The sequence below is a fragment of the Mycobacterium intermedium genome (assembly GCF_002086275.1).
In the GTDB taxonomy this organism is placed as follows: Bacteria; Actinomycetota; Actinomycetes; order Mycobacteriales; family Mycobacteriaceae; genus Mycobacterium; species Mycobacterium intermedium.
In genome coordinates this window covers 101,118-123,135 of record NZ_MVHT01000002.1, presented here as the reverse complement: position 1 = coordinate 123,135, position 22,018 = coordinate 101,118, and the positions used below count along the sequence as shown (strand labels likewise).

Sequence of the window (22,018 nt, the reverse complement as noted above, 5' to 3'; positions counted from 1 at the left end):
GCAGGTTCATCACGCAGGCAAGTTAGCCGTCATGGATGATGGTCCTGTGTCAGAGATCAAACGCGGACGCGCCGCGCGTAACGCCAAGCTCGCAAGTCTGCCGGTAGGGATGGCCGGCCGGGCGGCACTTGGGTTCGGTAAACGCCTCACGGGCAAGTCAAAAGACGAGGTCAACGCCGAACTGATGGAGAAGGCCGCCCACCAGTTGTTCACCGTTTTGGGTGAGCTCAAGGGTGGAGCCATGAAGGTGGGCCAGGCCCTGTCGGTGATGGAAGCGGCCATTCCCGAGCAGTTCGGCCAGCCGTACCGGGAAGCGTTGACCAAGCTCCAGAAAGACGCCCCACCCTTGCCCGCGGCCAAGGTACACCGAGTGCTGGACGCACAGCTGGGCACCAAGTGGCGCCAGCGATTCAGTGAGTTCGACGACAAGCCGGTGGCCTCCGCCAGCATTGGTCAGGTGCACAAGGCGGTCTGGTCCGATGGCCGCGAAGTGGCCGTCAAGATCCAGTACCCGGGCGCCGACGAGGCGCTGCGCGCCGACCTGAAGACCATGCAGCGGTTGGTCAGCGTGTTCAAGCAGCTCGCGCCGGGCGCCGACATTCAGGGCATTGTGGACGAACTGATCGAGCGCACGGAGATGGAGCTCGACTACCGGTTGGAGGCCGACAACCAGCGCGCCTTTGCCAAGGCATACCAGGATCACCCGCGATTCCTGATACCGCACGTCGTGGCGAGCGCACCCAAGGTGGTGATCCAGGAGTGGATCGACGGCATTCCGATGTCGCACATCATCCGGGACGGAACGCCCGAGCAGCGTGACCGCGTCGGAACACTTTTGCTGGAGCTGGTTTTCGACGCACCGGGCCGATTGGGACAGCTGCACGGCGACGCCCACCCCGGCAACTTCATGCTGCTGCCCGACGGCAAGCTAGGCGTGATCGACTTCGGTGCGGTGGCGCCGCTGCCCGGCGGCTATCCCCCCGAACTCGGTATGACCATCCGGTTGGCTCGGGATAAGAACTATGACCTGCTGTTGCCGACGATGGAGAAGATCGGGTTCATTCAACGCGGCCAGCAGGTGTCGGTACGCGACATCGACGAGATGTTGCGCCAGTACGTCGAACCCGTCGAGGTGGATGTCTTCCACTACAACCGCAAGTGGCTGCAGCGGATGACGGCGAGCCAGTTCCAGTTCGACCGATCGGTCTCCCAGATCAAGACAGCGCGGCAGATGGACTTGCCGCCGAAGCTGGCCATTCCGATGCGTGTCATCGCCTCGGTCTCCGCGATCCTGTGCCAGCTGGACGCGCATGTGCCGATCAAGGCGTTGATGGAGGAGTTGATTCCCGGTTTCACGGAGCCGACCAGCGCGATCGTCTGATCACGCTGGCCGGCACCGGTAGGCTCACCCGATCTATGCGGCCTTGCGGGGACGCCCACGAGGACGCTTGCGGCTGATCACCGAGCCGCGCTCGAAGATCTCGCCGCCCCACACACCCCACGGCTCGGCCCGCTCCAGAGCCGCAGCCAGGCACTGACGGCGAACTGGGCAGCTCACGCAGAGCGACTTGGCCCGTTCCAGCTCAGCCGGGGTGTCGGCAAACCACAGATCGGGGTCACCGACATGACACGGCAGGTCCAGTTTGCGGACCGACTGTGTCTGTCTGGGGACTGTCGTGGCCGACATGTCCTGTTCACCTCTTCCTAAATCTGGTGGCTGTCCAATTCGGTGATCCGGACCAGATTTGGGAGGAGAACGGCTCAGGTCCCAAAAGTTTGGCCACGGATCCTGGTGACTTCCGGTCCGTGGCCATTTGGCGAAACTGGGCTTACAAAGTTAAGTCGGGCCCCTGTTCACGGAACGCGTCAGTCGCGGCGGCACGGTGCTTGGCGCTGGCCGACCGAGCCGCCGACACGGCGGCATGGGCGGCATTGGCCGTCATCGCACCTACCCAGCGAGAGGGCGCACCGGCCGCGCCTACACCGAAGATGTCGCTGTTGATCACCGTGGCCGCCTCCTCTCGTTTGCCTGATGCCAGCCTTCAGCTACGCGCTGGCAGAGTGTGCCTTCGAGGGTAAACGGTCGCGGCTGTTCACCACAACCGATTTTCTGACCTGCGCAAATGCGCCTCAGCGGGATTGTCGGACGAGGTTGAGCACGTCGGCGCCGTACTGTTCGAGCTTGCGCGCGCCGATGCCGGGGATCGCGATCAGGGCAGCCTCGTCGGTGGGCCGCATCTCCGCGATCGCGATCAGCGTGTTGTCGCTGAACACGATGTAGGGAGGCATCTTCAGTTCCTTGGCGATCTCGGTGCGCCAACCCTTGAGTCGCAGCAACAGATCCTCGTCGACGTCGCCGGCACACGTTTCGCAGCGCCGCAGCATGATGGCCGCCGGGGTGGTCAGGTCCTTGTTGCACACCCGGCAGCGCGTCGGGGTGCCCTTGCTGCGGCGAGACTTGGCAGGTGCGGCCTCGATGCGCGTCTGCGGGGCAATGCCGTTGAGGAACCGCGACGGCTTGCGGCTCTGCCGCCCGCCCGACGCCCGCGCCAACGCCCAACTGAGCGCCAAATGCACTCGCGCTCTTGTGATTCCGACGTACAGCAGGCGGCGCTCTTCCTCCACGCGCTCGCTGTCGGGTCCGTAGGCCAACGCGTGCGAAATCGGTAGCGTGCCGTCGACCAATCCGACGAGAAACACCGCGTCCCACTCCAAACCCTTGGCCGCGTGCAGCGAAGCCAGCGTGACGCCCTGCACCACCGGTGGGTGGCGTGCGTCGGCGCGGGTGCGTAACTCGGCCACTAAACCGGGCAGTTCGAGCTGCGGACGCTGGGCCACCTCGTCGTCGACGAGTTGAGCGAGTGCGGTCAGCGCCTCCCAGCGCTCTCTGGCGCGGGTGCCGACGGGCTCGTCGGCGGTCAGTCCCAGCGGTTCCAGGATCCCGCGGACGACCTGCGGCAAGGGTCCGTCCACTCCTCGTTCCGCGGCGCGCTGCAGCGCCAGCAGAGCCTGCTTGATCTCCTGGCGGGTGAAAAAGCCTTCACCGCCGCGGACCTGATAGGCGATACCGGCCTCGGTCAGCGCCTCCTCGTACACCTCGGACTGCGCGTTGACCCGGTAGAGAACGGCAATTTCGGCCGCCGGTGTCCCGGCCTCGATAAGCCGCGCGATCGACGCCGCCACGGCGGCGGCTTCGGTGGGCTCGTCGGGATGTTCGTGGAACGACGGGGCCGGGCCGGGAGGGCGCTGACCGGAAAGCCGCAGCTTGCTGCCGGCGACACGGCCCCGCGCAGCCGCGATCACCTGGTTGGCCAGTGACACCACCTGAGGGGTCGAGCGGTAGTCACGCTCCAGTCGCACCACCGTCGCGTCCGGGAACCGGCGGGAGAAGTCGAGCAGGAACCGGGGCGAAGCGCCGGTGAAGGAGTAGATGGTCTGGTTGGCGTCGCCGACGACGGTGAGGTCATCCCGCTCCCCCAACCACGCCGACAGGACGCGTTGCTGCAACGGCGTGACGTCCTGGTACTCATCGACGACGAAGCAGCGGTAGCGGTCCCGGAACTCCTGGGCCACCGCGGCGTCGTTTTCAATCGCGGCCGCCGTGTGCAACAGCAGGTCGTCGAAGTCGAGCAATGTGACGGCCTCGTCGCGGACCTTGAGCGCCTCGTACGCGGCGTAGACGTCGGCGATCTTGGCCGCCTCCATCGGAGTGTCCCTGCTGATCGCGGCGACGGCGCTGGCGTAGTCCTCGGGGCCGATCAATGACGCCTTGGCCCACTCGATTTCGCCGGCCAGGTCCCGCACGTCGTCGGTGCTGGTGTTCAGCCGGCAGCGGCTGGCGGCGCGGGCCACCACCGCGAACTTGCTGTCCAGCAGCTCCCACCGCGTGTCACCGACCACGCGGGGCCAGAAATACCGCAACTGGCGGTGCGCCGCGGCGTGAAAGGTGAGCGCCTGCACGGAGCCGACGCCGGATTGCGCAACCATGTCGAGTGAACGCAACCGGGAGCGCATCTCCCCCGCCGCGCGCTGAGTGAACGTCACCGCAAGCACTTGCCCGGCGGCGACATGACCAGCCGTGACGAGTTGTGCGATGCGGTGCGTAATGGTGCGGGTCTTGCCCGTGCCAGCGCCCGCCAGCACGCAGACTGGGCCGCGCGGAGCCAGCACGGCTTCGCGCTGCTCGTCGTCCAGTTCGGCGGTCAAGGGGTCGGCGACCAACGGCATGGCGTCCATCTTGTCCCTCATACTGGCAGCGACGACCGACAAGCTCGGTGTGTCGCCGCGCGGTTACGCGGCCGCCCGGTCACGACCGCCGAGCCGGATGCGTTGTCGGAATGAATAGTTAAGAGGCTACGTTAACCAGTCATGACCAACGCTGCGCTCACCATCTACTCGACCACCTGGTGTGGCTACTGCTTTCGGCTCAAGACAGCCCTCAAGGCCAACGGGATCTCCTACGACGAGGTCGACATTGAGCAAGACCCCGAGGCAGCGGAATTCGTCGGCTCGGTCAACGGCGGCAATCGGACGGTTCCGACGGTGAAGTTCGCCGACGGATCAACGTTGACCAACCCGAGCGCGGCCCAAGTCAAGGCCAAGCTGGCGGACGTCGCCGGCTGACCGGACTGAGGCTTATTCGGGCGGCGCGCCCGTTCGGCGGTTCAGTGCTAGGTGCGGCCAGGTCGGCGTTCGTTGCGTGCTGCGCGGTGTTTGTGATCCCGGCGTGCTCTCACGACAGCACCGCCGCCAACCCGAATCCAACGCCGCAAGCCACGGGCATCGATGCGCTGATCGTCAGCGTGGAAGACGTGCGGCGCATTGCCGATTACGACGAATTGACCACGCATGGCCGCGAAACCATGCGTAATCCGCCGCCGGGAGACTTGAATGCGCCCGGTCCGTGCCGGGCGGCGGGCACCAGTGATGTGACATTTGCGGGCGGCTGGAACGAGTTCCGTAGCGCCGGCTACAGCGGCGTCTCCGACGACATCGATCCGGGCGGGAGCGCACTCGTCGGCTCCGTCAGCCAAGCCGTAGCGATATACCCGGACGAGCGGACAGCGCGCAGTGCGCTGGACCGGCTGCTGTCGTCGCTGCAGGCGTGCGTCGACTTGCACGACCCCCATTACGACTTCAAGGTGGATAAGTCCGACGCCACCACCGTGCGGATCACCGACCAGGGCTGGAGCCACTTCTACCGCGCCAAGAATGCGGTGCTGATATCGGTCGGCGTGGTGGGTATCGAGCCCGCAGAGCGGATCGCGAGCGACGTGCTTCAGGTCGTCACCGACCGAGTCAAGTGAAGCCTGGCGCTCAGTCGCGCCTGGCCCAGGACTCGATGATCACGCGGGCAATCGAAATCGATCCGGGCAGAAGCAGTTTCGAGTCCGACCTACTGGTCCAATCGCCGGCATCCAGCGCGGCGAGCACCTCGTCACGGGTGAACCAGGTGGCCTCGGCGATCTCGCCGTCGTTGAAGGAGAACGGCTCGTCCGGGTCGGCTATCGCGTGAAAACCGACCATGAGTGAGCGCGGAAAGGGCCACGGCTGACTGCCCAGGTAGCGCACATCGCGGACGGTCAGGCCGATCTCCTCGCGGATCTCGCGGGCGACGCACAGCTCGAACGATTCGCCGGCCTCGACGAATCCGGCCAGCAGCGAGAACATCCGCGGTGGCCACCCACCTTGCCGCGCCAGCACCGCCCGGTCGCCGCCGTCGTGTACCAGGCAGATCACGGCCGGGTCGATGCGTGGGAACTCCTCATGCCCGGTGATGGGATTGACCCGTGACCAACCGGCTCGGGCGGGCTTCGTCGGCGTCCCGTCGATGGCGCTGAATCGGCAGCTGTCATGCCAATTCAGCAATGCCGTTGCGCAGGCCACCAATTGGCTGGTGGTGTCGTCGATGAATTTGCCGAGCCGACGAAGGTCCACCACCTCGGGTCGCGCATCGGGATCATCGGGCGGCTCAAGAGGGCTGCGGATGGCCCACACATGTCGGCCACCCTCGATGCGGCCCAGGAACACCGCCTCGGGCGGGGGCTTGTCGCCCAACGCGGCGGCCGGCTGCAGCGCCACCCGTCCGTTGGCGATCATCACCTGATTGCGGGAGTCCACTCGTAGCAGCGCCGCGTCCGCCCATCCCGCGGCCGCCGCCTCGATGTCGGTGCGCAGTTGATCCGCCCGATCTGCGCCCACCCGCGACAGCAGCGGCGTTTCTCTGAGTTGAAAGTTCACGCCCGGCTCCGCCGCGCTTTCGGTCGCCGGCGCCGTCTGGTGGCGACCCGATGCACCCGGCTCCGCCGCGCTTTCGGTCGCCACTTAATGCCCCGGGGTGCGGATGTACAGCAAGCGATCGCCTGCCTCGACGGCGTCCACCTCGGGCGAATCGATGCGCAACAGGTTGCCGTCGCGCACCACACCCAGCACGATGTCGCGCAAGTGCCGCGGGGATCCACCGACCTCGCTCGGCTCGACCTCGCGTTCGGCAATGACGAGACCGGCATCCGGCGTCAGCAGGTCCTCGATCATCTCCACGACGCTGGGCGTGGTGGTGGCCAGGCCAAGCAGCCGACCGGCCGTTTCCGAAGAGACCACCACGGAGTCCGCCCCGGATTGCCGTAGCAGGTGTTGATTCTCGGCCTCTCGGATAGCAGCCACGATCTTCGACTGAGGCGAAATCTCGCGGGCCGTCAGCGTGACGAGCACCGCGGTGTCGTCTCGACTGGTGGCCACGATGATCGCGGCCGCATGCTGAACGCTGGCAAGTCGGAGCACGTCGGATTTGGTGGCGTCACCGTGCACGGTGACTAACCCGGCGGCCGCAGCACGGTCCAGCGCTGCCCGATCGGTGTCGACCACGACGATGTCTCCGGGGACCGCCTCGTCGCCGAGCATGGCGGCGATGGCTGTCTTGCCCTTGGTCCCGTAGCCGATGACGACGGTGTGGTTGCGCACCTTGCTCCTCCATCGCTGGATCTTCAGTGCCTGTCGGGACGTTTCGGTGACAACTTCCAAGGTCGTGCCGACCAACAAGATCAGGAATGCAATACGCAGCGGCGTGATGACGAAGATGTTGACCGTGCGGGCGAACTCGGAGATGGGGGTGATGTCGCCGTAACCGGTCGTGGACAGCGTCACCGCCGAGTAGTAGAGGCAGTCGAGGAAGCTGAGCCGGTCACCCTGCGCGTCGCGATAGCCGTCGCGGTCGAGGTACACAACCACGGCGGCAACGAGCAGGGCGACCACGGCAATGGTGATCCGCCGCGTAATGATCCGCACGGGGCCGGCTTGACCCTGGGGAATGCGCAGCACGCCGACAAGCGCATAGCTGGGCTGGACGGTCAATCGCTCGTCCAGCCGCCTCAGCCGCCGCCAGCTACCTTTCGCCACGGAAATCCGTCACCGGTTCGACCTCGGCGCACCAGACATGCACGACAACATGTAACCACGGTCAGCCGTCGAGGGGGCGACTGGAGTCAGCCAGTAGCGCGGCCAACTCGTCGGCCTCCGGCAGACCATCGGGGACAACGGTGGTTCCGCTGCGCACGTAGTAGAAGGCGGTTCGCACCGATGAAGCAGGACAGCCGCACAACGCCGCCCACGCCAGCCGGTACACGGCGAGCTGGACAGCGGCCTGGCGCATGGCTTCCGCCCCTCGCGGCGGTTCCCCGGTCTTCCAGTCCACCACGGTGGCGCCCCCGTCGGAGTCGGCGAACACCGCGTCGATGCGGCCGCGTACCACGGTGTCGCCTATCGGCATTTCGAACGGCACCTCGATGGCAATGGGCGTGCGGGCCGCCCAGGGCGATTCGGCGAACGCGGTCTGCAATGCGGCCAATTCCTCGTTGTCCCCGACTTCCGCGTCGGCAGCACCTGGCAGATCACCCAGGTCGAACAGCAATTCGGCACCGTAGAACTGCTGAACCCAGGAGTGGAATGCATTGCCCAACAACGCGTGTGGGTCCGGGCGGGTGGGCAGCCGATGGACGAGGCGCCGCGCCGAGGCGGGGTCCCGGGCCAACTCCACCAGGCCGCTGACCGACAACTGGCTCGGCAGCGTGACGGTTGGCGGTTGGGCTGCGCGCGCACGCTCAGCCAGGAGCGCATCGACGTCGGCGATCCATCCCTCGCTGTCGGCGTGCTCACCGCCCACCTCGGGCGAATCTGCCGCCATCGCTTCCAACACCAGGCGGGCTCCGCGCTCGACATCATCGCGGCGAGCCGCCAACGGGTCTACCGGCCACACCGCTTCGACAACATTGTCGTGCAACGGGTTTCGCTCCCCCTCGGCCGGCTCAGGCGCCCACTGTTCCACCACCCCGCACGGGTCACCGGCAGCGGTCGAGCGGTCGATGATGTCTTTGAGCTCGCACAGGAATGCCGATGGCCCGCGTGGCTTCATACCGGTGGAGCCCCAATGGTGACCGGACACCAGCAGAGTGTCCTCGGCCCGGGTAACCGCCACATACAGCAGCCGGCGTTCCTCGTCGATGCGCCGTTGATCGAGATGACCACGATGCTCAGAAATCTTGTCCGACAGTTGTTTTCGGTTTGTGACGGTCGAGGTGTCCAGTACCGGGATGCCCAAAGCACCCACCGAGGCACGATCGCCCCGCAGTAGCGGCGGTAGCTCGCCGGGGTCGGTCAGCCAGCTGCTTCGCGACGCGGTCGACGGAAAGGTCCCACCGGACAAGTGTGCGACCGCCACCACCTGCCACTCCAAACCCTTCGCAGCGTGCACGGTCAGCACCTGTACCCGGTCGCGGGCGACCGCCAATTCGGCAGGGGGCAAGCCGTTCTCGACTACCGCGGCAACGTCCAGATAGGCAAGCAGGCCGGCGACCGTGGGCTCGTGGGTTGAGCCGCTGGACATCGTCCGCTCGGCGTAGCTCGCGACGACATCGGCGAACGCATCGAGGTGTTCGGCACCCGCCCATTCCCCCGACACCGCCGTCCGGGCACGGACTTCGCAGTCGACGCCGAGCGTCCGGCGTACCTCGGCGACCAGGTCTGGCAGCGAGTGGTCCAGATGGCCCCGCAAGGCGGTCAGCTCAGCGGCCAGCGCGCCGATACGCTGGTATCCGGCGTCGGAATATTCGTCTGGGGGCCCCGGGTCGAAGATGGCGTCGGCCAGACACGCGGTGTCGGCGTCGGCTCCGGCCGCCATCGCTATCGACTCGGGAGTGGCGGATTCGGTTACCGCCGGCGTCCCGATCAACGCCCGTGCGCGCCGCCACAGCGCCGCGAGGTCGCTGGCGCCGAGCCGCCAACGCGGACCCGTCAGCACCCGCATGGCCGCAGCACCGGCCGTCGGGTCCGCGACCAACCGCAGCATGGCAACGACCTCGGCAACCTCGGGGATGGACAACAAGCCGGCCAGCCCCACGACCTCGACCGGGATCCCGCGGGCTTGCAGCGCATCGGCGATGGGTGCCGCGTCGGCATTGCGGCGCACCAGCACCGCGGCGGTGGGCGGGCTGGCGCCATCGGCCGTGGCGCGCCGGTACTCGGCTTGCAGATGATCGGCTATCCACTCCCGTTCGGCCTGCACATCAGGTAACAATGCGCAGCGAACGGTCCCCGGCGAGGCGTCTGGGCGGGCGCGCAGCTCACGCACCGCGACGGAACGACGTCGCGCCTCGGCGGAGATGGCGTTGGCGACGGTCAGCGTTCGCGGCGGGTTACGCCAGCTGGTGCGAAGCTCCAAGGTGGGCGCCGGGGTGCCGTCGGAGAGCGGGAAATCGGTGGTGAATCGCGGCAGGTTCGTCGCCGAGGCACCACGCCAGCCGTAGATCGATTGAATCGGGTCACCGACTGCGGTCAGCGCCAGGCCGTCGTCAACGCCGCCGCCGAACAGGGCCGACAACGCAACGCGTTGGGAGTGCCCGGTGTCTTGGTATTCGTCGAGCAACACCACCCGGTAGCGGTTGCGCAGGTCCTGACCCACCTGCGGGAAAGTCGCCGCCAACCGCGCGGCCGACGCCATTTGCGCACTGAAGTCCATCACCTTCTCCGCGCGCATCCGCCAGTGCAGTGCGTCCAGCAGCGGCACGAGTTCGGCGCGCTCGGTCTGAGTGGCCAGCAGCTTCAGCAGCCATTGGCTGGGGCCGCGGTCGCGCTGGTACGGGCCCGCCGGGAGAGTGTGGATGAGCCGTTCCAATTCGATGTGCGTATCGCGCAGCTGAGTGGTGTCCACCAGGTGCTCAGCAAGCTGGCCCCACAACCGCAACACCAACGAGGTCACCGCGGTGGGGGTCTTGTCGGTACGAAGCTCGCCGTCGTATCCGTTGACCACGTCGAACGCCAGCTGCCACAGCTCGGTTTCGCTTAGCAGGCGAGTATCGGGTTCCACGGGCAGCAGCAGGCCGTAATCGCGGATCAGTGATCCGGCGAAGGCGTGGTAGGTGCTGACCACCGGGGAGCCCGACGATTCGCAGTCCGCGGGACGCACCGGCCCCAAGCCGATGCCCGCCAGCCTGGCCAGCCGGGATCGGACGCGGCGCAGCAGCTGGCCGGCGGCCTTGCGGGTGAAGGTCAGCCCCAGCACCTGCCCGGGTTCGGCGTAGCCGTTGGCGATCAGCCACACCACCCGCGCGGCCATGGTCTCGGTCTTGCCGGCACCGGCGCCCGCGATGACGACCAACGGCCCTGGCGGCGCGGCGATGACCGCGGCCTGCTCGTCGGTCGGCGGGAAAAGCCCTAGGGCCGAGGCCAATTCGCTGGGGCTGTAACGGGTGGCCGCCTTGCTCGTCGGAGTGCTCACTGCGGTGACCCGTCCGGGTAGGCCGGGCAGTTCGGCCGGACTGGGCAGTGCGAGCACCCCTCGTTGCGCCGGGCGATGAATTGCGGGCCGGCCGTCGCTTCCGCCGCCTGCCGCACGCGGTTTCGCCATTCCTCGCGCGCGGCTGGGGTCAGCGGATCCTGCTCACGCTGAGCTACGCCACTCGCCCCATTCCGTGCGGGATAGACCAGGCGCGCGCCGCCGGGCTCGTCGCCGGCGGGGACCAGACCTTCGGCGACCGCCAGCTGATACATCGCCAGCTGAGCGTGCTGTTGCGCGTCGTCCTTGGTCACCGGCGACTTGCCGGTCTTGACGTCGACGATCACGAGCCGGCCGGCGGCGTCGCGTTCGAGGCGGTCGACGCGTCCACGCAGCCGTACCTGCCGACCATCACCTTCGGGTGCCGGGAGTATTCCGTCGACGTCGACCTCGACGCCCACTTCGGTCAGCTCGCCGCGGGTTTGCGCCCGCCACTCGACGAAGGCCTGGATCATCGCGCGGTGCCGTGCAAGCTCGTTGTTCGAATGCCACTTCGCGTCGAAAGGCAAATGTTGCCAGGCTCTTTCCAGCTCGGTCAGCAGCTGAGATTCACCCTTGTTCGGTTCGGCGATCAGCGCGTGCACCAGCGACCCTATGGCGGAACGCATTTCGCGGGCATCCGCGCCACCGTGCCGTTCGGCGAGCCAGCGCAACGGGCAGTCGCTGAGTGTCTGCAACGTCGAGGGTGTCAGGGTGACGGTGTCGGTGGCACCGCACAGCGGGGCGCTGGTGCTGACCGGAATCAGGCCGTGCCACCCGGCCGGATCCGCACCCGGCACGCCGGCTTTGGCCAACCGCGCCAACTGCGCTGCGGCACAAGCGCGGGTGGCGTCATCCACCGCACCTGCCGGTGCACACACCACACTGCGCAACCGACCCACCATCGCGGCGGTGGACAATACGCGCGGAGCCGACACGGCTTGCACCGCAGCGGGTTCGGTGTCACACCCGGCCAGCGCGGCGATTTCGAAGAAGAACGCCGAGGGCAACTCGCCCTCTTGGGCGCCGCCGCCGGTTTCGCTGTCGACGGCAGTCACCAGCACCCGACGCCGGGCCCGGCCCAAAGCCGCAACCAGCAGACGCCGCTCCTCGGCCAGCACCGGCGCCCGCACCGAGGCGTCCTCGGTGAGCCCGTCAAGCTGGTCGAGCAGCCGTTGGGTGGCCAGTACGCCACCGCGCGGAATCGTGTTGGGCCACAAACCCTCTTGCAGGCCGGCGAGGATCACCAGGTCCCACTCATGCCCCAGGGCGGCGTGTGCGCTGAGTACTTGGACCTGCTCTGTCGGCGATTCCGGCTCGCGGTTGGGGTTGGGGAGCTGCAATGAGCCGACGTGTTCGATGAGCCCGCGCAGCGACGCACCCGACGTGCGGGACACGTACTGGTCGGTGATGTCGAACAGCGCGGTCACCGTTTCCAGATCCCGAGTGGCCTGTGCCCCGGCCGATCCGCCGCGCTCGCTCGCCGTCAGCCAACGGCGTTGCAGACCTGACCGATGCCAGGCCGCCCACAGCGTGTAGCGCGGGTCATTCCCCTCGCGGTGACAACGGTCGGCCGCGGCCAGCACGGCGCGCACCCGGCGCAGTGCAGCTGCCTGCGGACCGGACACGGGCGAGTCGCCACTCAGCGTCTCGGCCAGCAGATCGCCGAACTTCCCTGTTGGAGGGGCTGGCTGGGCGCGTTGCAGTGTCCTGCGCAGCTGGCGCAGTGAGACCGGGTCGACCCGGCCGATCGGCCCGGTAACCAGAGCCAACGCTTGTTCTCCGGACAACCCGTCCGCGGTGGCCGCCAAGACGGTGAGCAGTGCCCGCACCGCCGGTTCCTCCGCCAACGATCCGCCGATCGCCGGAATCGCCACCGGGACACCCGCAGCGGCCAACGCCCGCGGCAGCCGCGAAGCGGCCCGCGGCACGGACCGGACGATCACCGCCATCTGCGACCAGGGAATGCCGTCAACGAGATGCGCCCGCCGTAGTGTGTCGGCAATCAGCGCAGCCTCCGCGTGCGCGGACGTCGCCAGACTCACCTGCACCAATCCGGAATCGCTTGTGGTGCCCTCAATCTGCCTTCCCGCGCTGCTGCCCGGCAGGCGTCGGGCGATGCCACTGACAACCTGCGCAACGGCGGGAGCACACCGATACGACCCGGTCAAGGTCACCGCTGGGGTCTCGTCGCTGAGCAATCCTCCGTGCTCGCCGCCGCGGAACCCGAACACCGCCTGGTTCGGATCGCCGGCGATGAGCGCCAGCTCCGCCCCGGCCGCGAGCACCCGGACCAGGCGCGCCGCCTGCGGGTCGAGCTGCTGGGCGTCGTCGACCAACAGGACACGGATGCGGGCACGTTCGGCCGCCAGCAGCTCCGGGTCGACGGCGAAAGCCTCCAGGGCGGCGCCGACCAGTTCTGCGGCGCCCAGCGCCGGTGCGCTCGCGTTGGGAGTCGCCGTGCCCACCGCTGCGCGAAGCAGCATCACCTGCTCGTACTGCTGGGCGAATTGGCCGGCGGCGGTCCATTCGGGGCGGCCGGACCGTCGCCCCAGCCGCTGCAGCTCCTGAGGGTCGACGCCGCGTTCGGCGCAGCGCGCCAGGAGGTTTCGTAACTCTGCGGCGAACCCCGCGGTGCTCAACGCGGGCAGCAGATGTGCCGGCCACGCCGTCCCGGCCGCGGGCCCGTCTTCGAGGTCACCGGCCAGCAGTTCGCGGATGATGGCATCCTGCTCGGCGCTGGTGATCAGCCGCGGCGGCGCGTCACCGGTGCGTTCGGCAGCGCGCCGCAGGACGGCGTAGGCGTAGCTGTGCACGCTTCGCACCAGCGGTTCACGGACCGCCGCGAGAGCGCGACCGCTGCCGTGCGCACCCAGCAACTTCGTCGTCAATGTGCTGCGGGCCCGTGTTCCGAGCCGACCCAAGCCGCTGAGCAGCAGAACCGATTCGGGATCGACGCCGTCGCTGATGTGCGCAACCGCGGCGTCGATCAACAGGCTGCTCTTACCGGTCCCCGGACCACCCAGGACACGCACCACGCCGCGCGCGCCCGACGCCAGAACGGCCTGCGCTTCCGCACCCCACGTGAATGACATAGCGGCATGCAATCACGGGGGTACGACAAGTTGGCCCGACTACTGCCGCACGAATGCGTGCTGCAGCAGATTGTGGTCGAATCCGCCCGGCGCGCGACCGTCGACGGCGTACTGATAGACGGCGACGCGGAAGATCTGGCTCAGCGCGCTCGACAGGAACGAAACGACGATGATGCCCAGGACCGCAGCGGCCAGCACCACGACGCCGAGCGGCCACAACCGGACCGCGACAAGGGCTCCACCGACGCCAGCACCGACAACCGCGATCCCCAGAACGGACAGGAAAGTCACCACTCCGATGGCGGCCGCTCCCGTCGCACCCTCACCCCATCGCGTCTTCACGACCGTCGCCGAGCGTTTCAGTGACTGGATGGGCCCGGCGCCTTCGAGCGCGACCACGGGGATGACGAAAAATGTTGCGACGGACCAGGCCGCGCCGGCCAGCCACACCGCGATATCACCGAGCACGCCGAAACGCTTCTCGAGCGCTTTCAGGATCAACCCGACCGTGGTCGCGACGAAGGTCCAGCCGAGGATGGGACCGATGCGACCGGCGGCGGCCGCGATGCCTTCGCTGATCTTGGTGTCCTCGCCGCGCATCGAGCGCACCGCGCAGGCGGCGAGCGCCACGTTGAAGAAGATGGCGACAAACGTCGACACGTACGCGATTGCCAGGCCGGCCACATAGAGAACGGGATCACGCTGATCCAGGGGGCGGCCCTCCAACGCGCCTCGGGCCAACAGTGCCGATCCCCCGATCGTGACCACCGCCAATGTTCCGAAAATGGTTGAAAGTACCGGGAATACCGCGAGCGAGGGGTCGCTCTTGAGCACCCTCCAGCTCTGCTTGGTCAATGCCCAGCCACGCTCGATCCTGCCCATGGACGCTCCTGGAAAGTTGTACGCGGAATACTATCGGCTTCACCGCACCGCCGATAGGCCCGACGAATACCGGTGTCCGACAAAGACATCAAGTGCGCTATTGCTGCAGCGCCACGATCTGGCTGTTGCGGTCGCCGACATAGACAGTGCCGTTGTTGGCGACGGCCAGACCCCACGGGGTGTCGAGTCCGCGGAAATGCAGCTCGATCTGCTCTGTGGCACCCGCTGGCAGTTTGAGTGTGCGGTTGTTCCCCATGTCGTTGACGTACACCGTGCCGTCCCTGTCCACGGTGACACCGCCGGGTTGCTTCAGACCCTTAAACGGAAGGGTCTCTTGCACTTTCGAGTCGGGCGGTAACGCCAAGACCCGGTTATGACCGCCGTCGGCCACGTAAACGGTGCCGCCGTTGTTCACCACCAGGCCGGTCGGCTCTTTGAGGTCGGTGAACGGCAGCACGAACTGGTTGTTCGATCCGGGCAGCAGGGCCACCACACGATTTTTCGCCGTATCCGCGACGTACACCGTGCCACTCTTATCCACCGACAACCCGGTCGGATTCTCCAGGTCGGTGAAGGGAAGATCACGTTGGTCCTTTGATCTGGAAGGTAGCACCACAACGCGTTTGTTGCCCGCGTCATTGACGTAGACCGTGCCGGTGTTGTCGGCGGTGACACCCGTCGGGAAATGCAGCCCTTTGAACGGAAGTTCGATCGGCGTGGAGGAACCTGCGGGCAGGGCCAGAATCCGGTTGTGTTCGGTGTCGGCGACGTAGACGGTACCGCCGCCGTCTACCGACAGACCTTGCGGCTGGCGCAGGTCGGTGAACGGCAACGTCACCTGCTTCGGTTGCTTTGTTTCTGCGCCCGAACCGCTCACGGTGACCACCGCCGTCACCGTCGCAGCAACCGCGATCAGGACTGCAGCCGGGATGGCCACGGCCTTACGGCGCCACCAGGGCCGCGAGTTCGGCCGTGACGGTGGCTGCGGGGGCGGCAGCGCTGGCTGCTGTGGCACCTCGGGCGCGCGGGCAACGGGGGGTTCTTGCCTCGGGGACGGGTACACCGGCGGCAGCGGGCGGGGCATGGTCGGCGGGCTGTACGGACGCGCCGGGGCTGGCGGCGGCGTCCGCGGCGGCGGGGCCGGCGGTTGGACACGGACGTCAGGGCGGGAGGGGACGTAGATATCCGGACGCGCGGGGTTGCTGCCGCGGCCGTAAGAGCCCGAGGGCGCCCGGAAGGGCGTCTGGCGTGGCGGCGTGTGGAGAGCATTGTGCGCGGCCCGGGCCAGCTCGGCTGCGGTGTCGTATCGATCATCGGGATTCTTGGCCATGCCTTTGGCGATGACCGTGTCAAAGCCCGCCGGCAGCCCGGGGTTCGTGGTCGTCGGACGCGGCGGCGGCAACTTGAGGTGGCCGGTGATTTGTTCCTCAAGGGTGTCACCCGGAAAGGGGTGCTGGGCGGCCAAGGACACGTAGAGCACACAGGCCAGCGAGTAGATGTCCGCCCGGGTGTCGATTCGTGTGCCACCGAACCGCTCCGGGGCCATGTAGTGCGAGGTGCCGACCACGTCGCCGGCCGCCGTTAAAGCCAGTTCGCCTGTCGCACGTGCAATTCCGAAATCGATCAAGTAAGCGAAGTCGTCATTGTCGAGCAAGATGTTGGACGGTTTGACATCCCGGTGCAGCAGTCCGGCGGTGTGCGCACTATGTAATGCCTTGGCGATCTGGTCGATGATGCTCACCGCCCGCTCCGGCGGCAGCGGCCCGCGGCTCAACTCCTCCTGTAGGTCGCGCCCCTCGATCAAGCGCATGTCCACGTAAAGACGTCCGTTGATTTCCCCATAGGTGTGGATCGGGATGAGATGCGGATTGCTCAACCGCGCGGCCGCATGCGCTTCGCGACGGAACCGCTGTTGGAACACGTGGTCGTGGGAAAGTTGAGCGGGCAGGATCTTGAGCGCGACAATTCGATCGGTGACGGTGTCATGAGCGCGCCACACCTCGCCCATGCCGCCCCGGCCCAGCACCTCGATCAGCTGGTACCTACCGAACGACGTCCGTCCCAACTAGCCCTCCCAGAGCAACCTGCAATGCATCGCCAGACCATAAAGCGCGCCGTTAGCAGTCTCAGTCATTTGCAGGTGCTGCGGTGCGTTCCACGGAGCCGGCGTTATGGACCATTCACTGCCAAAATAGCGATTACCAGAATGCGCCACCAGTGCTGGCATTATCGACGGGTGACCGCCGACCTGCACATACACCACTTCGGCCCGGCCGGCCCAGTACAAGTGCTGCCGATCCACGGCGTGACGGAGCACGGCCGGGCATGGGAGCTGCTTGCCGGCTACTTGCCCGAAATCTCCGTAGCCGCACCGGATCTAATTGGCCACGGGCGCTCGTCATGGGCCGCACCGTGGAGCATCGACGCCAATGTCGCGGCCTTGGCCGCCTTGGTCGATGACCAGGGCGATGGTCCGGTCGTGGTGGTGGGACACTCGTTCGGCGGGGCTATCGCCTTGCAGTTCGCCGCCTCCCGTCCCGACCTGGTTGCTGCCCTGGTCCTGTTGGACCCGGCAGTTGGGTTGGACGGTGACCGAGTGCGCGAAGTCGTCGATGCGATGATTTCTTATCCGGATTACACCGACGCGGCCGAGGCCCGGGCCGAAAAGGCTTTCGGCGCTTGGTCGGACGTGGACCCGGCAGTCCTCGACGCCGAGCTGGACGAGCACCTCGTCATGTTGCCGAACGGGCGCTGCACTTGGCGGATGAATCTCGGCGCGATGGTGTGCTATTGGAGTGAATTGGCCCGCGATCCTGCGTTGCCACCGAAGGGAACGGCAACCACGCTGGTGCGCGCCGCGAAGTCCGACCCGCAGTACGTCAGCGACGAGCTGGTGGCGGCCCTTCGACAGCGGCTGGGAACCGATTTCGAACTGCTGGATTTCGAATGCGGCCACATGATCCCGCAGGCCAAGCCCGCCGACGTCGCAACGCTGATCCGGGGCTATCTGAAGGAACGCTGACATGGCGCAGATCACTGACGAACAGGTGGAGCTGGTGCGCTCGCTGGTCGCGGCCATTCCGCCGGGCAAGGTTTCGACCTACGGTGACATCGCCGCCGTCGCAGGACTTTCCAGCCCACGGATCGTTGGCTGGATAATGCGGACCGACTCTTCAGACCTGCCCTGGCACCGGGTAATCACAGCCTCGGGACGGCCGGCACGACACCTGACCTCCCGGCAATTGGAACTGCTGCGGGCAGAAGGAGTTTTGGCCGTCGACGGCAAGGTTGCGCTGAGCGAAGTACGCTACGAATTCCCCACGGACAAGCCCTAGAGAACCATTCGCACCAACGCCGCGGTGCGGGCCAGCCCCGGGAACGCCTCGGCGGTGGATCGCGGGTGCAGCGCATGCACTGCTAGGCGAAACATCAAGGCCCGCAACAACATCTGCGGCCACTCGGGCAGCGCGCTCCACCGTTCGATGAGACCGTCGTCGGCGTCGCCCCAGGACAACGCATCGACGACCACGACGCCGGCCGCCCAGGAGGCGGGACGCCAATACGGCGTGATGTCGGTGATGCCGGGCGGGGCGCTACCGACGAAAAGGACTGTCCCGTACAGGTCTCCATGCACCAGCTGGTTGGGGCTGCGGGTCGGCTTGCGCAGCGTTGCCAGCTGATTGATGAGTTCGATCGAACGCTCGGTGTCTGCCGTCGCTGGGGCCGTCCGCGCCCCCGGCGGGATCGACTGCAGCGGCCGTTCTTCCCACGCGGCGCGGTCGGCGGCGATGAACACATCGACGTCCGCCCACGGCGTGGTCGGGCCCTGGGTCAAGAATCGGGGGCGCTCCAGCTTGCCGGTGGCCTCGTGCAGACGCACGGCGGCCGAGACGACTTCATCGTGGCGCGCTTCCGGAGTGCCGGCGACGAAGGTGTCTGCCCGCCAGCCGGAAACCACGTACCGGCCGTCCGTGGAGCGAACCGGCCGCGCCAGCCGCACGCCGTCGACGAACAATGTCTCGCGCACCCTGGCGGACCAGGCGGCCCGGGCATGGTCGGCCACGAGCGACAGCACGACCTCGCCGCATCGCCAACCGCCTTCCCAATTGGCACCTAATGAGACGGGCTGCACGCCGGTCAAACCGAACGCCGTCAGCACATGTTCGGGCGGTGGCTCGACGGTCACATCGGTCAGCCTAGTAGAGCCCTAGATAGCTTCCGCGATGTGACGCTCGGGGTGTTGCGGGCACGATCGTCCGTTGCTTCGAGCGTTGGTGCAATTATCACCCCGCCACTCGGCCAGCCCGGCCGAGGCCGACCACCCCGGCGATGACCCACCGTCGATCTGGGCGGCGGCTGGTGGCGGTGGCGGCGTGGGCGCAGCACCGAACTGGGATGTGTAATTTGCGCTGACCTGATGTTCACAAAACGAAATGCTCCGGCCCGGCCCGGCCCGGCTAGCATCAGCGGTGCAGCAAATTTGTTGTTAGGTCACGTACTACTACCGGACCTTTCGAAATTGTCGTTCGGAGGTCCGCGATGTCATGGGTGAGCGCTGTTCCTGAGTATCTGACCGCGGCGGCAAGCGACTTGGCGGGGCATCACCTCCACCCGGTTACGGTGGCAATGGCGGGACAGGCGGCAACAGCGGCAACGGCGGCAATGTTCCTACAGATAACTTGAGCACCCATATCGCGGGCACCAGCCAATTTGCCGGCTTCGGCGGCGCCGGAGGCAATGGCGGGCTGTTCGGCCACGGCGGTGCCGGCGGGAGGGGCTCGGGCCCACGGGCGGCAACGGCGGGACCGCCGGCACCGGAACTGCTATGGGGCGATGCGGGCGTCGGCGGCAATGCCGGTGCGGCCCCCGCCCTGCCGCCTAGCCCCGTCACGGGCATTGGCGGCAACGGCGGAAGCGCCCAGCTGTTCGGCAACGGCGGGAACGGCGGTGCCGGCGTCCTCGGCCAACCCGGCGGCATCGGTGGCGCCGCCGGGAAGATCTTTGGCCTGCCCGGGGTCAACGGGCCGGCTTAGGCGCGCGCTAGTCAGCGGGTCCCGCTGCAACAGGGGGCCGCGGTGTCCTCGGCCGAGTGGTCACCACCGGTACCGAAGACCTCGGAATCGGCCAGCACTGTGTAGATCTCCCAGTTCTCGCCACTCGGCCCGGTGGCCCACACCTTGTCCTGAGTGGCATAGCAACAGGTGGTGTTGGTCTCCTCTGCGGTGACCAGACCCTCCTCGACGAGGCGGGCGGTCTCGGCGCGCACCGCCTCGCTGGAGGCCACCTCGACGCCAAGGTGATTGAGACCGCCGCCGGACCCTTGGTTCTCCAGCAGGACAAGCTTGAGCGGCGGGTCAGCGATCGCAAAGTTCGCGTAGCCAGGCTTGACCTTCGCCGGCTCCACGCCGAAGAGCTTGCTGTAGAAGGTGATTGCTGCGTCGAGGTCGTCCACGTTCAGGGCGAGTTGGACACGAGACATGGGATCGCTCCTTTCGAGGTTATGAGACATATATCGAAATAGTCCCGTCTTCAGGGTGCCACCTTTTTGATATATGTCAAACTCTCTGGCAGGATGGTGTCATGCCCAGAGCCCTACCGCTGATCGACACGACCGCGCCGGTGTGCTGCGCCCCCGTGGCCGCGGGTCCGATGAGCGACGCCGACGCGCTGGAAGTCGCACTGCGCCTGCGCGCGCTCGCAGACCCCACCCGGGTCAAGATCGTGTCGTTGCTATTCGGCTCGGCAACCGGGGAGGAATCGCCCGGAGAGTTGGCCGCCGCGCTCGGGTTGACCGAGTCGACGGTCAGTCACCACCTGACCCAGTTGCGCAAGGCCGGGCTGGTGGCATCAGAACGACGAGGCATGAACGTCTTTCACCGGGTGCGACGCGAATCGCTGCAGGCGTTGTGCACCGCGCTGGATCCGAACTGCTGCAGCTAGCCGGGTTGCCTTTAGTACATGACCATGTCGGGCTGAATCTCCTTGGCCCACGCCATGATTCCACCCTGCAGGTGAAGCGCATCGGAGAAACCGGCCTTCTTCACCGCGGCCAGCGCCTCGGCCGAGCGCACGCCGCTCTTGCAGTACAACACCGCTTTTCGGTCCTGCGGCAGCTGCGACAGGCCCTCTCCGGATGTGATCAAAGACTTCGGAATCAGCTGTGCGCCATCGATATGCACGATGTCAAACTCCGCCTGTTCACGGACATCGATCAGGGCCAGCTTGCTACCCGAGTCCAGCAACGCACGCAATTCGGACGGCGTGATTGTCGAGTTGGCGGCGTCGTCGGCGTCGTCGGTCGCGTCGCCGGTCGCCAGGCCGCAGAAGTGTTCATAGTCGACCAATTCGGTGATTTTCGGCGTCGCCGGGTCCTTGCGGATCTTTATGGTCCGGTAGCTCATCTCCAGCGCGTCGTAGATCATCAACCGGCCGAGCAACGACTCCCCCAGCCCGGTGATCAGCTTGATCGCCTCGGTGCCCATCACCGACGCGATCGACGCGCAGATGATGCCCAACACCCCGCCTTCGGCGCACGACGGCACCATGCCGGGGGGCGGCGGCTCCGGGTAAAGGTCGCGATAGTTCAAGCCGCGGCCATTGGGAGCGTCTTCCCAGAACACCGACACCTGACCCTCGAACCGGTAGATCGATCCCCACACGTACGGCTTGCCGGCCAGCACCGCGGCGTCGTTGACCAGGTACCTGGTGGCGAAGTTGTCGGCGCCGTCCAGGATCAGGTCGTACTGCTTGAACAGGTCGACGGCATTGTCGGTTCCCAGCCGGAACTCGTGCAGCCGCACGTCGACAAACGGATTGATCGCCGCGATCGAATCGCGGGCCGACTGCGCTTTGGGGCGCCCGACGTCGGCCGTGCCGTGAATGATCTGACGATGCAGATTCGACTCGTCGACGACGTCGAAATCGACGATGCCGAGGGTGCCAACTCCGGCGGCGGCCAGGTACAGCAACGTCGGCGACCCCAGCCCGCCGGCGCCGATGACCAGCACCCGCGCGTTCTTCAGCCGCTTCTGCCCGTCAATACCCAGGTCGGGAATGATCAGATGGCGGCTGTAGCGTGCCACCTCTTCCCTGGTCAGCGCGGGTGCGGGCGCGACCAGCGGCGGCAGCGAACTCGACACCGAAAGCATCTCCTCGGCTTCATCTAACTGCTCTCACCATCACAGCAGCTGGCTCAATCAACGGCAAACAGCCCCGACACTCTTCCCGCCGCCGCACC

Annotated in this window: 20 protein-coding genes; 8 read left to right on the top strand and 12 right to left on the bottom strand. The window is 66.9% G+C overall.

What is annotated here, in order from left to right:
- The first annotated feature begins 31 nt into the window (after positions 1 to 31).
- Complete coding sequence (locus BST27_RS01280; RefSeq protein WP_069419080.1) at positions 32 to 1,381, top strand: macrolide-binding ATPase MABP-1; 1,350 nt, start codon at positions 32 to 34, stop codon at positions 1,379 to 1,381.
- Positions 1,382 to 1,414: 33 nt separating this feature from the next.
- On the opposite strand, the gene BST27_RS01275 is transcribed toward BST27_RS01280, so the two are convergent.
- The 3 genes from BST27_RS01275 to BST27_RS01270 form a co-directional block, all read right to left on the bottom strand.
- Positions 1,415 to 1,687: a WhiB family transcriptional regulator gene (locus tag BST27_RS01275; protein WP_069419052.1), complete on the bottom strand. Its 273-nt coding sequence runs from the start codon at positions 1,685 to 1,687 to the stop codon at positions 1,415 to 1,417.
- 142 nt (positions 1,688 to 1,829) lie between these two features.
- Positions 1,830 to 2,006 carry a hypothetical protein gene (locus BST27_RS32255; protein ID WP_170062254.1) on the bottom strand — a complete coding sequence of 59 codons (177 nt, stop codon included), beginning with the start codon at positions 2,004 to 2,006 and terminating at the stop codon, positions 1,830 to 1,832.
- 124 nt (positions 2,007 to 2,130) lie between these two features.
- Entirely contained in the window at positions 2,131 to 4,227 is a 2,097-nt protein-coding gene (locus BST27_RS01270) for an ATP-dependent DNA helicase UvrD2 (protein ID WP_170062258.1), read from the bottom strand.
- A 141-nt stretch (positions 4,228 to 4,368) separates the two neighbouring features.
- On the opposite strand from BST27_RS01270, the gene mrx1 reads away from it, so the two are divergent.
- Both mrx1 and BST27_RS01260 read left to right on the top strand, forming a co-directional pair.
- On the top strand, positions 4,369 to 4,623 hold the full coding sequence (mrx1, locus tag BST27_RS01265) for a mycoredoxin Mrx1 (RefSeq protein WP_069419050.1): 255 nt from the start codon (positions 4,369 to 4,371) through the stop codon (positions 4,621 to 4,623).
- Between the two features lie 44 nt (positions 4,624 to 4,667).
- Positions 4,668 to 5,306, top strand: a complete 639-nt coding sequence (locus BST27_RS01260) for a sensor domain-containing protein (protein WP_308205961.1) — start codon at positions 4,668 to 4,670, stop codon at positions 5,304 to 5,306.
- A gap of 10 nt (positions 5,307 to 5,316) precedes the next feature.
- On the opposite strand, the gene nudC is transcribed toward BST27_RS01260, so the two are convergent.
- The 6 genes from nudC to BST27_RS01230 form a co-directional block, all read right to left on the bottom strand.
- Positions 5,317 to 6,240, bottom strand: a complete 924-nt coding sequence (nudC, locus tag BST27_RS01255; protein WP_069419079.1) for an NAD(+) diphosphatase — start codon at positions 6,238 to 6,240, stop codon at positions 5,317 to 5,319.
- A gap of 84 nt (positions 6,241 to 6,324) precedes the next feature.
- Positions 6,325 to 7,395 (bottom strand): potassium channel family protein, encoded by a 1,071-nt coding sequence (locus BST27_RS01250; RefSeq protein WP_069419048.1) that lies wholly within the window; start codon positions 7,393 to 7,395, stop codon positions 6,325 to 6,327.
- A 61-nt stretch (positions 7,396 to 7,456) separates the two neighbouring features.
- Complete coding sequence (locus tag BST27_RS01245) at positions 7,457 to 10,768, bottom strand: ATP-dependent helicase (protein WP_069419078.1); 3,312 nt, start codon at positions 10,766 to 10,768, stop codon at positions 7,457 to 7,459.
- Complete coding sequence (locus tag BST27_RS01240; protein ID WP_069419047.1) at positions 10,765 to 13,899, bottom strand: ATP-dependent helicase; 3,135 nt, start codon at positions 13,897 to 13,899, stop codon at positions 10,765 to 10,767. The genes BST27_RS01245 and BST27_RS01240 overlap by 4 nt, the downstream gene beginning before the upstream one ends.
- Positions 13,900 to 13,938: 39 nt before the next feature.
- Positions 13,939 to 14,781 carry a DUF6159 family protein gene (locus BST27_RS01235; protein WP_069419046.1) on the bottom strand — a complete coding sequence of 281 codons (843 nt, stop codon included), beginning with the start codon at positions 14,779 to 14,781 and terminating at the stop codon, positions 13,939 to 13,941.
- Positions 14,782 to 14,878: 97 nt separating this feature from the next.
- On the bottom strand, positions 14,879 to 16,846 hold the full coding sequence (locus tag BST27_RS01230; protein WP_069419045.1) for a serine/threonine-protein kinase PknD: 1,968 nt from the start codon (positions 16,844 to 16,846) through the stop codon (positions 14,879 to 14,881).
- Between the two features lie 171 nt (positions 16,847 to 17,017).
- Here BST27_RS01230 and BST27_RS01225 point away from each other — a divergent pair, with 171 nt between their 5' ends.
- Both BST27_RS01225 and BST27_RS01220 read left to right on the top strand, forming a co-directional pair.
- Positions 17,018 to 17,803, top strand: coding sequence for an alpha/beta fold hydrolase (locus tag BST27_RS01225; protein WP_069419044.1), 786 nt, complete (start codon positions 17,018 to 17,020; stop codon positions 17,801 to 17,803).
- 1 nt (position 17,804) lies between these two features.
- On the top strand, positions 17,805 to 18,116 hold the full coding sequence (locus BST27_RS01220) for an MGMT family protein (protein ID WP_069419043.1): 312 nt from the start codon (positions 17,805 to 17,807) through the stop codon (positions 18,114 to 18,116).
- On the opposite strand, the gene BST27_RS01215 is transcribed toward BST27_RS01220, so the two are convergent.
- Complete coding sequence (locus BST27_RS01215) at positions 18,113 to 18,967, bottom strand: TIGR02569 family protein (protein WP_069419042.1); 855 nt, start codon at positions 18,965 to 18,967, stop codon at positions 18,113 to 18,115. The genes BST27_RS01220 and BST27_RS01215 overlap by 4 nt on opposite strands.
- A gap of 88 nt (positions 18,968 to 19,055) precedes the next feature.
- Between BST27_RS01215 and BST27_RS34405 the strand changes: the two genes are divergently transcribed.
- Together BST27_RS34405 and BST27_RS01210 are read left to right on the top strand one after the other, a co-directional pair.
- Positions 19,056 to 19,184 (top strand): hypothetical protein, encoded by a 129-nt coding sequence (locus BST27_RS34405; RefSeq protein ID WP_264000439.1) that lies wholly within the window; start codon positions 19,056 to 19,058, stop codon positions 19,182 to 19,184.
- Positions 19,185 to 19,460: 276 nt separating this feature from the next.
- Positions 19,461 to 19,814: a hypothetical protein gene (locus BST27_RS01210; protein WP_069419041.1), complete on the top strand. Its 354-nt coding sequence runs from the start codon at positions 19,461 to 19,463 to the stop codon at positions 19,812 to 19,814.
- A gap of 11 nt (positions 19,815 to 19,825) precedes the next feature.
- Here the strand turns inward: BST27_RS01210 and BST27_RS01205 are convergent, their stop codons facing one another.
- Positions 19,826 to 20,260, bottom strand: a complete 435-nt coding sequence (locus BST27_RS01205; protein ID WP_069419040.1) for an ArsI/CadI family heavy metal resistance metalloenzyme — start codon at positions 20,258 to 20,260, stop codon at positions 19,826 to 19,828.
- 101 nt (positions 20,261 to 20,361) lie between these two features.
- Here BST27_RS01205 and BST27_RS01200 point away from each other — a divergent pair, with 101 nt between their 5' ends.
- Complete coding sequence (locus BST27_RS01200; protein ID WP_069419039.1) at positions 20,362 to 20,721, top strand: Rv2640c family ArsR-like transcriptional regulator; 360 nt, start codon at positions 20,362 to 20,364, stop codon at positions 20,719 to 20,721.
- 11 nt (positions 20,722 to 20,732) lie between these two features.
- Here BST27_RS01200 and moeZ read toward each other — a convergent pair whose 3' ends face one another.
- Entirely contained in the window at positions 20,733 to 21,920 is a 1,188-nt protein-coding gene (gene moeZ / locus BST27_RS01195) for an adenylyltransferase/sulfurtransferase MoeZ (protein ID WP_139804955.1), read from the bottom strand.
- Positions 21,921 to 22,018: the final 98 nt, after the last annotated feature.